Annotated in this window: 13 protein-coding genes; 8 read left to right on the forward strand and 5 right to left on the reverse strand. The window is 63.7% G+C overall.

What is annotated here, in order from left to right; all coding sequences use genetic code 11:
- Positions 1 to 38 precede the first annotated feature (38 nt).
- From HX613_RS01085 to HX613_RS01095, 3 genes are read left to right on the forward strand one after another with little or no spacing between them, the layout of a single operon-like run.
- Complete coding sequence (locus HX613_RS01085) at positions 39 to 1100, forward strand: acyl-CoA dehydrogenase family protein (protein WP_235343627.1); 1062 nt, start codon at positions 39 to 41, stop codon at positions 1098 to 1100.
- Positions 1097 to 2503, forward strand: coding sequence for a bifunctional PIG-L family deacetylase/class I SAM-dependent methyltransferase (locus HX613_RS01090; protein ID WP_235343628.1), 1407 nt, complete (start codon positions 1097 to 1099; stop codon positions 2501 to 2503). Before HX613_RS01085 ends, HX613_RS01090 begins: the two co-directional genes overlap by 4 nt.
- On the forward strand, positions 2496 to 3206 hold the full coding sequence (locus HX613_RS01095) for a glycosyltransferase (RefSeq protein ID WP_235343629.1): 711 nt from the start codon (positions 2496 to 2498) through the stop codon (positions 3204 to 3206). The genes HX613_RS01090 and HX613_RS01095 overlap by 8 nt, the downstream gene beginning before the upstream one ends.
- Before the next feature lie 66 nt (positions 3207 to 3272).
- On the opposite strand, the gene HX613_RS01100 is transcribed toward HX613_RS01095, so the two are convergent.
- Genes HX613_RS01100 through HX613_RS01110 form a run of 3 tightly spaced genes read right to left on the reverse strand, consistent with a single transcriptional unit; the run spans position 3273 to position 5770 of the window.
- Positions 3273 to 3734, reverse strand: a complete 462-nt coding sequence (locus tag HX613_RS01100) for a DUF3151 domain-containing protein (RefSeq protein WP_235343630.1) — start codon at positions 3732 to 3734, stop codon at positions 3273 to 3275.
- 33 nt (positions 3735 to 3767) lie between these two features.
- Positions 3768 to 4694 carry a hypothetical protein gene (locus HX613_RS01105; RefSeq protein ID WP_235343631.1) on the reverse strand — a complete coding sequence of 309 codons (927 nt, stop codon included), beginning with the start codon at positions 4692 to 4694 and terminating at the stop codon, positions 3768 to 3770.
- Entirely contained in the window at positions 4691 to 5770 is a 1080-nt protein-coding gene (locus tag HX613_RS01110) for a glycosyltransferase family 2 protein (RefSeq protein ID WP_235343632.1), read from the reverse strand. The genes HX613_RS01105 and HX613_RS01110 overlap by 4 nt, the downstream gene beginning before the upstream one ends.
- Positions 5771 to 5964: 194 nt before the next feature.
- Here HX613_RS01110 and HX613_RS01115 point away from each other — a divergent pair, with 194 nt between their 5' ends.
- From HX613_RS01115 to HX613_RS01130, 4 genes are read left to right on the forward strand one after another with little or no spacing between them, the layout of a single operon-like run.
- Positions 5965 to 7557 carry a sodium:solute symporter gene (locus HX613_RS01115; RefSeq protein WP_235343633.1) on the forward strand — a complete coding sequence of 531 codons (1593 nt, stop codon included), beginning with the start codon at positions 5965 to 5967 and terminating at the stop codon, positions 7555 to 7557.
- Positions 7550 to 8467: a dihydrodipicolinate synthase family protein gene (locus tag HX613_RS01120; protein WP_235343634.1), complete on the forward strand. Its 918-nt coding sequence runs from the start codon at positions 7550 to 7552 to the stop codon at positions 8465 to 8467. Before HX613_RS01115 ends, HX613_RS01120 begins: the two co-directional genes overlap by 8 nt.
- Positions 8464 to 9486, forward strand: a complete 1023-nt coding sequence (locus tag HX613_RS01125) for an ROK family protein (RefSeq protein WP_235343635.1) — start codon at positions 8464 to 8466, stop codon at positions 9484 to 9486. Before HX613_RS01120 ends, HX613_RS01125 begins: the two co-directional genes overlap by 4 nt.
- On the forward strand, positions 9486 to 10175 hold the full coding sequence (locus tag HX613_RS01130) for an N-acetylmannosamine-6-phosphate 2-epimerase (protein ID WP_235343877.1): 690 nt from the start codon (positions 9486 to 9488) through the stop codon (positions 10173 to 10175). The genes HX613_RS01125 and HX613_RS01130 overlap by 1 nt, the downstream gene beginning before the upstream one ends.
- A 15-nt stretch (positions 10176 to 10190) precedes the next feature.
- On the opposite strand, the gene nagB is transcribed toward HX613_RS01130, so the two are convergent.
- Together nagB and HX613_RS01140 are read right to left on the reverse strand one after the other, a co-directional pair.
- On the reverse strand, positions 10191 to 10973 hold the full coding sequence (gene nagB / locus HX613_RS01135) for a glucosamine-6-phosphate deaminase (protein ID WP_235343636.1): 783 nt from the start codon (positions 10971 to 10973) through the stop codon (positions 10191 to 10193).
- A 13-nt stretch (positions 10974 to 10986) separates the two neighbouring features.
- Entirely contained in the window at positions 10987 to 11670 is a 684-nt protein-coding gene (locus tag HX613_RS01140) for a FadR/GntR family transcriptional regulator (RefSeq protein ID WP_235343637.1), read from the reverse strand.
- 170 nt (positions 11671 to 11840) lie between these two features.
- Between HX613_RS01140 and HX613_RS01145 the strand changes: the two genes are divergently transcribed.
- Entirely contained in the window at positions 11841 to 12929 is a 1089-nt protein-coding gene (locus HX613_RS01145) for an SPFH domain-containing protein (RefSeq protein ID WP_235343638.1), read from the forward strand.
- Positions 12930 to 12990: the final 61 nt, after the last annotated feature.

Below are 12990 nucleotides of genomic sequence, written 5' to 3' on the forward strand. Positions count from 1 at the left end.
TATTCCGTCCAGGCACCAATTACCCCGAAGGAAACGACATGAGCAGAGACTCCACTAGTTCCGACTCAGGTGTCTTCTCCTCTCCACTGACCCCCTGGCTCGAGCTCCCGCGAGCGTCCTCCCAACGTGAGGCCCTGATTCAGCTGGTCACTGACGGCACTGCCCCACCGAGGAAGATCACCTCACTTCAGAACCATTTGGACCTCACCGGCACCTCGTCCCAACTGCACCAGTGGGAGGCTCTGTCGATGGTCGCGTCGATCGATGTGGCCGTCGCCCGCATGCTCGAGCCCCATATCGATGCCCTCGGCATCATCGCCGAGGCGGGTTTTGAGCCACCCGGAGACCAGACCTCATGGGGTGTCTATGCTGCGAAAGTCCCTGGAAAGGTCGTCACTGTCGCCGAGGCGGATGGCAGCACCGTCATCACCGGAGAGAAGGCGTGGTGTTCCTTGGCATCAGAGTTGAGTCATGCCATCGTCATCGCCCATCGCAACGGACACGGGCAGGCCGTGGCGGTGGGCATGGATGGTCCGCGCGTCCATCCCGACAAAACCGCATGGCCAAGCCTTGGCCTCCGCGAGATCCCCAGCGGCTCTGTGACTTTCGACCAGGCTCCCGCCGAGGCGGTCGGTCCGCCCGGCTGGTATCTCGACCGTCCCTCGTTCGCCTGGGGCGGGATCAGGGTCGCCGCCTGCTGGTTCGGTGGTGCCCTGGGCCTGGCGCAGAATGCGGCCCGCCGACATTTCGCGCGCCCCGCCCCCGCACCGATGGGAGACCTGTGCCTGGGACAGCTCGATGCGGAGATCTTCGCCGCCCGCGCGGTACTCGCTCAGGCGGCCGAGGCCGCAGACGGTGACGAGGAATTCTCACGCGATGATGCCTGGTCGTTAGCCCTGCGGGTGCGCAACATCGTCTATCGCGGTGCCCAGCAGATTCAGCTTTTGAGCCGAGAGCTCGCGGGGCCCGCCGCACTCACCGGCGACAGTGCCTTCGCGAAGGCCGACGCGGACCTCACCGTCTACCTCAGTCAACACCACGGGCCCCGCGACGAGGCGTCCCTGGGTGAAGCGCTCGTGAAGAATTTCACATCACAATGAGCTTCAGTCACCTGGATGAGAGCACCAGCGAAGAGGCGTGGGTCCAGGCCGGAGCCCTCGACCTTCCCCTCCTGACCGACGACGTCTGTGCTGAGGGTGGTTCCGTCCTGGTGCTCGCGGCACACCCCGATGACGAAGCATTCGGCGCCGCCTCGCTGCTGTCTCACGCTCGGGCGTGTGACGCCGATGTGACGGTGCTTCTGTTCACAGCCGGGGAGAATTCCCACCCTCATTCGACCACGCACACTCGAGGCCGCCTCAAACAGGTTCGCCTGCAGGAATTCGATGCTGCGCTGAGCACGCTGGGCCCGTCAGTGACGAGCAGATTCCTCGAATTCGACGACGGAAGCTTGGCCGAGCACAGCGACCAGATACTGCAGGAAATAGTGTCGGAGCTCTGTGCAGCTCCGGGGCCAGTCTCCATCGTTGCCCCATACAGCCGTGATGGGCACGCCGATCATGAGGCACTTGGTCAGGCCGCTCTGGCTGTGGGACGGCGAAGTAGGGCAACGGTGCTCGAGTATCCCATCTGGTATTGGCACTGGGCCACCCCCGAAGACTCACAGTGGCGATCGTGGCGCTTCCTACCCGATCCTCAGGACCTGGACAGGCAGGGGGTCTTCGAATGCTACCCCTCGCAGACTCTGCCCCTGTCCGATCAGACCGGCGATGAGGCGATCCTCAGTCGGGCACGGTTGGAGCACTTCAACCGAGGCGGCGACACCTTCAAGGTCACGGACTTCGGCGCCGACAAGTCAGAGACAGCCGCCGAGGCGGGTGTCAATGACGCGCACACAGCCTCACGGGTCTTCGATGGCGTCCACATTGATCGCAGTGATCCCTGGGCCGTGCGCAATTCCGCATACGAGATCTCCAAACGCGCGACTCTGCTCGCTCACCTTCCGCAGACCTCGTTTGCCCATACGCTGGAAATCGGCTGCTCCATTGGGGTCCTCAGCGAAGAACTCGCTGGGGTGAGTGAACGCGTGACCGCTGTCGATGCCAGCAGCCAGGCTCTGACTATCGCCGAAGGACACCGCCTGGACAACTCCCGAGTCAGTTACAGTCGCGCCACGGTCCCCTTCGAATGGCCCGAGGGGCTCTTCGACTGTGTTGTCCTGTCCGAAACGGGCTTCTACCTGTCTCGAACCCAGTTGCATCAGACTCTGCAGCGCATCGATGAGTCCACGACTCACAGATTTGTGTTGGTGCTCTGCCATTGGAAGGGCGAGATCCGCGATTGGCCCTTGAGCGCCGATGAGGTCCACGACAGCTGCCTGCACTTCTGGCCTCATCACAGGCTCGAGTTCCATGCCGATGCGAAGTATCGTCTCGACATCCTCACTGTGACGAAGTCCCCGAACTCTCCTGAAGCAGCTGCCCGGGGCGACACCGATGATTGATGTCTTTGCGGTCATCCTCCCGGCGCACAATGAGGAAGATGAGATCGAAGGCTGCCTCGAATCGGTGATGGCCTCGGTGGCGTATGCGCGTCGCACCTCCGCAGTCGTGCACATCCGGGTGATCGTCGTGGCCGATGCGTGCACGGACAATACGCTCGACCTGGTCACGGACTTCGCGTCTCGGAATCCGATTCTCGAGGTGGTCACTGTGTCATTCAACAATGTGGGGATCGCTCGCAATGCCGCCGCCGAGTACTTCATCGGACAAAGAGGCATTCACACCCAGCAGGTGCTTGATGCGATGTGGCTCGCGTTCACCGACGCCGACAGCCGCGTGCCCGAACATTGGATCGCCTCCCAGCTCCGTAATGCCGAGCTCGGTGTCGACTGCATCGTGGGCACGGTTGCTCCACGGCCCGAGACCGGGTCGTCCGAGCTCCTTGCCAAATGGCATGCGGCACATGAACTGGGCGAGGGCCACCCATTCGTCTTCGGGGCCAACCTTGGTGTCCGCGGAACCTACTTCGAACTCGTCGACGGAATTCCGCCCCTGCCATGCGGTGAGGACGCGGCCTTGGTGGCTGCGGTTCTCGAGGCCGGCGGCCGGGTGCTGCGCACCGACACCTGCCGGGTCCTCACCTCAGCTAGGTTGGAAGGACGAGCCGCAGGCGGCTTCAGCACCTACCTGCAGGAGCTGGCGTGACAATGGCTCCCAAGACGGCATGGAGACGACCTCCCGCGATAAAAAGTTCTTCTACTGAGGAGCCGCTTACTCCCCTGCCGCAATCGCATCGATGGCAGCTGGGTCGGACGAGCGCAGGAACTCTTCGATCCGAGCAGCCTCTTCACCCTCGCCGATCGCTCCGGCGGCACGGCCCAGAGCGTTGAGCGCGCGCAAGAATCCGCGGTTGATCTCATGCTTCCACGGGATCGGACCGGCTCCGCGCCATCCGGCGGCACGCAGCGAATCGAGGCCACGGTGGTAGCCGACGCGAGCATAGGCGTAGGAGTCGACGAGGCGGCCCTCGCTGTGTGCTTCATCGGCCAGGATCGCCCAGGCCAGGGATGAGGCGGGCAGGCTGGCGACGATGTCGATGGGCTCTTCGCCGGCGTCGAGGCGCTTCTTGGCTTCAACGTCCGCATGGTCATCGGGCAGGTAGGTCGGCTGAGGGCCCAGCTGCGCGGCGTCGAGGTTCCCGATGTGCGATGGGTTGCCGATGGGCTGTGTCATGTCATCTCCTAATCATTGATTTAGTGCAGGGTTTCAGTTGGACTTCACTTCTGAGGGCTGGATGGAGTACGGGTTGGTACTCAGGGCTCCGAAGATTCCAGCATCGGCAAGTTCCTTCAGCTGCTTCTCGTCCTTGACTCCGGTGGCCCAGACCTGGAGATCCGACCCGGTCCATTTCACCGCCGACGCCGCGTCCACGGCAATCATCGAATATCCCGAAGAGGACAAGGACTCCGGCGCGGATGCCGTCGGATCACCGGTGAACATCACCGCCACCTCGGCGTCGGATGCGGCCTTGGCGACCTCGGCATCATCGGTGCGCACGATGGTCGAATCTGCGATGTCCGCCTCGGCGATCTTCTTCAGCACTGGGGTTGCTACCTCGGGTGATTCGATCAGGGGCATGAGCACGGTGGCTCCCGCCATCTCATCGACCATCTGGTCCCAGGTGATGGGCTCACCCGGTGCGGTGTTCTTGCGCGGAGGCTTGATGTCCTGGCCCAGGAACGAATCACGATCCAGCGAGGCCAGGTCGTCCTTGAGCTCCATCGCCTTGGGCGCGGACTTCGGATCCGCGGCGACGATGGTGCCATCGCCCAGTTCCGACAGGGTCGGTGCGGGCAGGTAACCGAACTTCGCGTTCTCTGTGAAGGCGAATTTGGAGTTCGCCGGGTAGACTTCGGAACCGCCGTCGAGAGCGGCGACCACGGGCTTGTTGAGCGAGTCCACGGTCAGGTGATCCTTGCTGCTGAACATATTGAACCCGAGGACGGCGACGACCGCGATGACGACGATGATGCCGGCCCACAGCGGTGCGTAGAACTTCTTCGGCGCCGGACGCTCGGGCACCGGAGCACGTCCGGTCTCGAACGACTCTTCGGCAGGCTGTCCGCTGCCTGCCTGTGCGCGAGTGTTCTGTTCACGTTCGCTGCGACCGTACCGACGATTCTTCTTGCTCAACGACTGCCGTCTTTCGTCGATCCAGCGCCGGTGACCAGGCCCCGCAGGAACCCGGCACCCCAGCACAGATGCATGGTGGGCAGGATGAGACCGAACCAGGCGCGTTCGCGTCGTCCGCAGTCCTTGGCCGCCGAGGCGGTCGCGAGGATTGCCGACACGTATCCCAGGCTGGGCACGTGAACCAGAGAGGTGAAGCGGCGCAGGAATTTCGGCCACGTCTTCGTGCGCCCCGTGAGCTGCAGGAGGGCTTCGATGACACTGGCGGCCATCCCGAGGACCAGTATTGGTGGCGCGAAGTAGCGCAGCGAGTTGGCCGATCCGTAGCGACGGATGAGTTCAGCGCGCCAGATGCCGGTGGCCCAGAACTGCTGGGAGATCTTCGACCAGGAATCCCGCGGCCAATAGGTGACCTCCATGTTCGGGTTGAACCAGATGCGCCCACCTGCGGTGCGGATGCGCAGGTTGAGCTCCCAGTCCTGTCCGCGTTTGATGCCTTCATCGAACCCGCCGAGGTGGTCGAAGACCTCACGACGGTAGACACCGAGGTAGGCCGACTCGGCCTCGCCCGCTTCGTCCCCGGAATGGTAGGCGGGACCGCCGAGGCCGACGGGTGACATGTAGGCCCGGGCCACTGCCTTCTGAAAGGAGGTGCGACCGCGGGCGAGCATGAGCCCGCCGCAGTTCGCGGCCTGTGTCTGGCGCAGGGTGTCGATGGCCTGCTTGGTGTAGTCGGTGCGCAGCCCGGAGTGTGCGTCGACGCGGATGATGACCGGGTGATGAGTCGCGGCGATGGCCAGGTTAAGGCCGATCGGCGTAGCCGCCTGCGGATTGTCAACGGTCTGGATCCTCGGATCGTTGGCCGCCATGTCCGCGATGATGCGGTTCGTGTCATCGGTCGAGGGCCCGAGGGCAAGGACGATTTCCTTGTCTCCCTCGTAGTCTTGGGCCAGGATCGTGGTGATCGCTTTGGCAATGTGCTCGGCCTCGTTGAGCACCGGCATGATGAAAGAGACACCGGGGCGTTCGGCCAGTGGCGGCAGACCCTCCGGGGCCAGGATCTCAAGAATTTTCGACACGCCTCCAATCTTCCCACACGCCTGCGGCATCGTTCTTGAGGGGTTGCTCAGGCACCGACGACACATTCGTACTCGAAGGCTTGTGCGCAAGCCCACATTCAGCGTAGATTTGCAACATAGGACATCAGACGTCTTATGTATCAATCGGGATCTGCATCGACGCGGTCCCGTTCGGACTCACGTGAGGAGGGAGCATGGACGCTCCGGGACTCGGCGGCCTGAATTGGGCCGTGATCATCATCTATCTGCTGGCAACGCTGGGAATCGCGGTCTGGTTCACCCGCAAGGCGAGCGCCGGAACCGACTCCTTCTTCAAGGCCAACGGCCGCATCCCGGCGTGGGCGGCAGGCTTCAGCATCTATGCAACGACACTGTCGGCCATCACCTACATGTCCACGCCCGAGCAGGCCTTCCTCACCGACTGGTCCTATGCGGCCGGCAATATCGCCATCTTCGCGATCGTGCCGCTCCTCGTCCTGTTCTACATCCCCTTCTTCCGCAAACTCGACGTCACCACTGCCTATGAGTACCTCGAGGAACGCTTCGGCCCCACCATCCGTGTTCTCGGATCGGCCCTCTTCGTGCTCTTCCACATCGGACGCGTGGCCATCGTCGTCTATCTGCCGACACTGGCCATCAGCTCGGTGACCAATATCAGCCCTGTGCTCGTTGCCGCCGCGGTCGGCGTTCTCTCAGTCGTCTACACTTTCCTCGGCGGTATCGAAGGCGTCATCTGGTCCGACGTAGTTCAGGGCATCATTCTCCTCGTCGGCGCAGCCGTGATCCTCGTCTTCGGCATCGCCGCCCTCGATGGGGGTCTGGCCACAGTCGCCGCCGACGCAGCAGCAGACGACAAGTTCATCTCGGCCGACAATTGGAAGTTCGGCGGAGCGGCGGCTGCCATCCCGATCGTCTTCCTCGGCTCCGTGTTCAACAATCTCCACCAGTACACCGCCAGCCAGGATGTGGTGCAGCGCTATCAGACGACCGATTCTCCCAAGAGCACGATTCGGTCTCTGATCGTCAACGGATTCCTCGCCCTGCTGACGATTCCTCTGTTCTACGGAATCGGCACGGTCCTCTACAGCTACTACCAACACGCCGAGGCTCTGCCCGAGGGATTCAACACTTCGGCTCTGGTGCCCTACTTCGCCGTCACCGCGCTGCCGGCAGGCATCTCAGGTCTGCTCATCGCCGCGATCTTCGCGGCCGCACAGTCGACGATCTCGTCGAGCCTGAATTCGATCTCCGCCTGCGTCACCGTCGACATCAGGGATCGATTCTTCCCGCCCAAGAACGGCCCGGCACGTACAGGCGTCGGCTTCTCCCGACTGGTCATCGTCATCGTCGGAGCGATCTCGGTCGGGGTCGCCCTCTACCTGTCTGCGACCGACCAGGCCCAGACCTGGGACCTCTTCCTGTCCATCACCGGACTCTTCGGGGTTCCCCTCGCCGGTGTCTTCGCACTCGGCATCTTCACCAAACGAGCCAACAGCGCCGGAGTGCTCAGCGGACTGGTGCTCGGTGCCGCCGTCGCCTGGTACGTCCAGGACGTCGCCGGTCTGACACCTTTCGCAGTCTCGGCCGTGGCCTTCGTCGGCGCCGTCGTCTTCGGCTACGTCATCTCCCTGTTCACCGGGTCCCAGAACCGTCACGCCGACCACGACGTGACCGCCCTGACGATCTACGGCAAACGTGACCAGTACACACGTCGCATCCCAACCTCCCCGACGACAACCTCGGCGGAGGACACCAACAACATCAAGCAAGGACAGACCAATGAGTGAATTCCACGGCATCATCCCCCCACTGCTGACTCCACGCACCGAAAGCGGAGAGCTGGACCGCGCGGGCACTTCGGCCCTCGTCGATCATCTCGTTCACGGCGGGGTCCACGGCATCTTCGTTCTCGGCTCCTCGGGTGAGGTCCCCTATCTCACCGCGAGCGAACGCGATCAGGTGCTGCGCACCGCGCTCGAAGCCGCCAACGGCCGGGTCCCGATTCTGGTCGGCATCAGCGAACAGACGACCGGCCGCGTTCTCGACGAGGCCGATCGACTGCTCTCGATCGGCGGAGACGCCGCAGTCGTCACCACTCCCTTCTACGCGCTCTCGGACGCGGGCGAGATCGAGCAGCACTTCCGCACGGTCGCCGCACGGGTCGATGTTCCGGTCTTCGCCTATGACATTCCGGTGCGCACCCATTCCAAGTTGCCTCATGAGGTCACCGTGCGCCTCGCCCGTGAGGGTGTGCTGGCCGGAGTCAAGGACTCTTCGGCCGATGACGTATCCTTCCGTCGCCTGCTCATCGAGACCAAGGATCAGCCCGACTTCGCGGTCTTCACCGGCCACGAGGTGGTCGCCGACGGTGCGCTCCTCGGCGGTGCCGCCGGCATCGTTCCGGGACTGGGCAATGTTGACCCGGCCGGATACGTTCGCCTCTTCGATGCCGCCCGAGCCGGTGACTGGACGACAGTCGCAGCAGAGCAGGACCGCCTGGCCCGACTGTTCCAGATCACCGCCGCGCCCACTCCTGGACGCGTCTCCCCCGGCGCCGCCGGTCTCGGCGCATTCAAGACGGCACTGGCGCTCATGGGCGTCATCGCCTCCAATCGCATGGCCGAGCCGATGCTCGCACTTGATGCAGAGGAGACCAACCGCGTCAGGGAGGTCATCTCCGCCGAGGGGCTTCTGTGACCTCAACTGCCATCGTCGCCGTCGATGTCGGAGGCACGAAGATCCGTGCCGGTTCCGTCATCGACGGCGTCCTGGACCATCTCCGGGAAGTGCCGACGCCTGCAGCCGCTGGTGCCCGCGCCATCCTCGACTCCATCGCCGAGGTGGTTCGCGGGGTCATCCGCGACACCGAAGTATCGACTTCGGGTGGTCCCGCCCCCGCTTGGAAGGTCGGCATCGGGTCCGCCGGGGTCATCGATCCCGCATCGGGAACCGTCGTCTCGGCTACGGACTCCCTCACTGGTTGGGCGGGGACAGCGTTGACGGCCGAGGTCACGGAGCGTCTAGGGGTCGAGACGCGAGCCGTCAACGATGTCCATGCTCATGCTCTCGGTGAAGCCCTGTCCGGAGCCGCTCGCGGAACCCGAAGCTCGCTGCTTGTGGCCGCAGGCACGGGCATCGGTGGCGGATTCATCACGGACAACCGTCTGCTTACGGGCCGCCATTGCGCGGCTGGGCACATCGGTCACCTTCCGGTCGCCGCCGCGCAGGGACTGCCCTGCCCCTGCGGCGGCCGGAGACATCTTGAAGCCATCGCCTCCGGGCCGGCTGTGCTCTCGGCTTACCGTCGAGCCGTCGGCGAACGAACCCCGGGTGGGCCACGGGTGACCACGACACGTGAGCTGGCCGAACTCGCTCGTTCCGGGAACGCACCGGCGCAAGATGTGTTCGAGCAGGCGGGACGAGCCTTGGGTTCTGCGCTGGGCGGTGTGGCCAATGTGCTGTCTCCCGAGGTCATCGTCATCGGCGGCGGCCTTTCGGGAGCCGGTGAACTGTGGTGGACCCCGCTGCGCGAGGCGTTTGCTGCCGAACTCATTCCCGCCGTTCGCGGGCTGCCCCTCCGCCCGGGACAATTGGGACAGGACGCCGCTCTCATCGGCGCGGCGAGCCTGTGGTCGACCAGCCGCGGATCCGGCGGGGACACCCATAGCAGGGTCACCTACGGAACCACGATGACCACCAGCGAGGAGCCCCAGTGATGTTCACTAAACAGCAGATCGTCGATTCCCTCCGCGGAGGTCTCATCGTCTCAGCCCAGGCCTACCCGGGTGAACCCATGCGGGACCCTCGCACCATGGCTCAGGTCGCGGCCTCCGCTGTGCGCGGCGGTGCGGCTGCCCTGCGCATCCAAGGCATCAGCGACATCCAGGCCACCCGGTCGGCTGTGGAGACGCCGATCATCGGCCTGTGGAAGGACGGTTCCTCCGACGTCGTCATCACGCCGACCTTCCAGCACGCGCACGCCGTGGCTCTGGCCGGCGCTCATGTGGTCGCCCTCGATGGCACTCGCCGGGCCCGCCCGGACGGACTGAGCCTGGCGCAGACCATCACACGTCTGCATGAGGAGACGAACGTCCTGGTCATGGCCGATTGCGGCAGTCTCGAGGATGCACGTGCCGCGGCCGCCGCCGGTGCTGACTTCATCGGCACCACCCTGGCCGGATACTCGGGTGAGCGTCCGCCGACGACCGGTCCTGATCTTGAGCTTGTGCGTGAGATCTGTGATGCAGATCTGGGACCGATGCTTGTCGCCGAGGGTCGTATCCATTCACCGGCCGATGCGGCAGCGACCTTGGCTGCCGGTGCCGAAGCCGTGGTCGTGGGTACGGCGATCACCCACCCGTCGACGATCACGTCTTGGTTCGTCGACGCCTGCCAGCATCGCTGACTGCAGGCCCTGAGCTCAGAGCCTCTGGCCGTCGAGTCTGCTCGCGTAGGTGTGTCGGTAATAGTCGCCCAACTGCAGTCGTGACGCGGCCTCGTCGTCGACGAGGATCGTGACATGGGGATGCATCTGCAGCACGGTGGCCGGCCACATCGATGAGATCGGACCTTCGACCATCTGGTGCACGGCCTCTGCCTTGTGACCCCCGGTAGCGATGAGCACGAGGTGCCGGGCCTCGAGAATCGTCCCCAGGCCCTGAGTCAGACAGTGCTGCGGGACTGCGTCGACATCATCATCGAAGAAGCGAGCATTGTCGATCCGCGTCTGACGGGCCAAGGTCTTCACCCGCGTCCGTGAGGACAGGGACGATCCGGGTTCGTTGAAGGCGAGGTGACCGTCGGTGCCGATACCGAGGATCTGCAGGTCGACTCCCCCAGCCTCGGCGATGGCATGGTCATACTCCGCCGAGGCGGCCCTGAGGTCTTCAGCCGTCCCGTCCGGGCCCTGCACCGCACCTTCGGCGAAGTCCACGCGGGAGACGAACTCGGCGTCGATGACGTTGCGGTAGCACTGCGGATGCGGGGCCGGCAGCCCCACATACTCGTCGAGCATGAAGCCGCGGGCCTCGGCGAATGAGAGTCCGTCCTGTTCGTGGCGTTCAACCAGCTCGTCGTAGACGCTGAGCGGACTCGATCCGGTTGCCAGACCCAGCACGGGTGAGGGCTCCTCGCGAACAAGACGCTCGATGGCGTCGGCGACGAGCGTGGACAGCTCGTGTTCAGGGGCGATGATGACTTCCATCAGTTCTCTTCTCTCAATCGACGTCGCGGTCGAGGGCTCGGGCAATCGGGTCATAGTGAACCGTGATCGCAGCGTGGAAGGCGTCGACATCTCCGGTTTCGGCCGCCTCGAGCATCTGACCGTGCGCTTTTGCGGTCTGTTCCAGATCGGCGGCCACGGCGACGTTGAGCCGGGGAAGCACTGCCGTGTGCACGTCCCAGAAGGCGGCGACGAGCTGGCCGACGAGAGAATTGTCCAAGGCCGACAACAGCCCCGTGTGGAAGGCCCGATCCTGCTGGGGAAACGAGCGCCCTTCCTTGGCCATGGCGACCATGTCGTCGACAAGCGCTGAGAGCTCAGGGTTCGTTGTGCCCTGCAGTCTTCTCACGATCGCCTCGGACATTCCGAAGTCGAGGGCCCGGCGGACTTCGACGACGTCCCGCAGTGCTCGCAGGTCATCGCCGGGGCTGAGCACACCGCGGAAGACCAGTGCCTCGACGAGCGCGTCGAGGGACATCTCACCGACGTAGGTTCCGTGCCCGTGCCGGACGTCGACGATGTCGAGCGTCGACAGTTTGCGGATGGCTTCCCTGATATTCGATCGGGAGACGCCGAGGCGCTCGCACAGTTCCCCTTCGGTGGGCAGGAGATCGCCGGGCCTGAGTCCATCGGAGAGGATGAGATCCTTGATCCGATCAGATGTCGTTGTCTTCGCCATCCTCGCCCTCCACAGATCGATTCGCACCGGATCTCCATTATACGTCTGACATCAGATGTATCGCCACCGATTGATTTTGAGAACCCTTACACATCACCCGCCGTTGTCACTAGAGTGGTCAGCAACAGATGTTGTCCGAAGCACCGCACCTACCCAAGCTCGGAGGAGCCATGGAAATTCTCACCGGCGGCGTCATCGTCGTTATCGTCATCGTCCTCATTCTTGCCGTACTGCTGTTCGGCAAGCTGAGGACCAGCTTGTTCTTCACGGTCAAGACGCAGGAGAACATCATCGTCGAGCGATTCGGCAAATTCAAGAAGGTTGCGAAGCCGGGCCTGAACTTCAAGATGCCCCTCGTCGAAACCACCAGCAAGCCGATCTCGCTGCGAGTTCAGCAGCTTGAGGTCAACATCGAGTCGAAGACGAGCGACAACGTCTTCGTCACCGTTCCTGTGGCCGTTCAATACGTCGTGGAGGAAGACAACGTCACCGACGCCTACTACAAGCTCGCGAACTCCGAGGAGCAGATCCGATCCTATGTCTTCGACACCGTGCGCTCTGCGCTTTCGGGACTGACCCTGGACACGGCGTTTGAGTCCAAGGACGATATCGCTGAAAACGTCGAACGTCGACTCTCGGAATCGATGCGCCGGTACGGGTTCAAGATCGTGAGCACCCTGGTCACGGACATCACCCCGGACTCGAAGGTGCGCGACTCCATGAACTCGATCAATGCCGCACAGCGCGATAAGGTCGCCGCGCAGTCCCTGGCCGAGGCCGACAAGATCAAGCGTGTCACCCAAGCTCAGGCCGAATCCGAAGCGATGCGACTGCACGGCGTGGGCGTGGCCGCTCAGCGTAAGGCCATTGCCGAAGGTATCGCCGAACAGTACGCGAAGCTGCAGGAAGTGGGCATCGACAAAACCGCCGAGCAGCTGCTCATGATGACCCAGTACTTCGACACCATGCAGAACGTGGCCCAGGAGGGCCGCTCGAATGTGCTGTTCATGCCCTCAAACCCGGGCGGCCTGGGCGAGATGACGCAGGAGATCAGGAACACTCTCTTCGCGGCCAACGCATCCGAGGATGCGAAGAACACCACTGGGCTGCACGGAGCCACCGGGCCCCAGTCTCAGCAGCAGTCTGTGTCGAAGGCGGCGCAGAGCGCACGTGCTGACACGAAGTCGGCGATGAAGCGCGCAGTCGATGCTGTCAGACACAACACCGACAACGAGGGTTCGACGACCGACGGTTCCTGAGTCGGGGCCAGGGAATACAGAACGGGCGTCGGTGCATATCAGCACCGACGCCCGTTCTGTA

Origin of the sequence: Brevibacterium sp. UCMA 11754 (assembly GCF_021532275.1) — a bacterium.
Classification (GTDB): domain Bacteria; phylum Actinomycetota; class Actinomycetes; order Actinomycetales; family Brevibacteriaceae; genus Brevibacterium.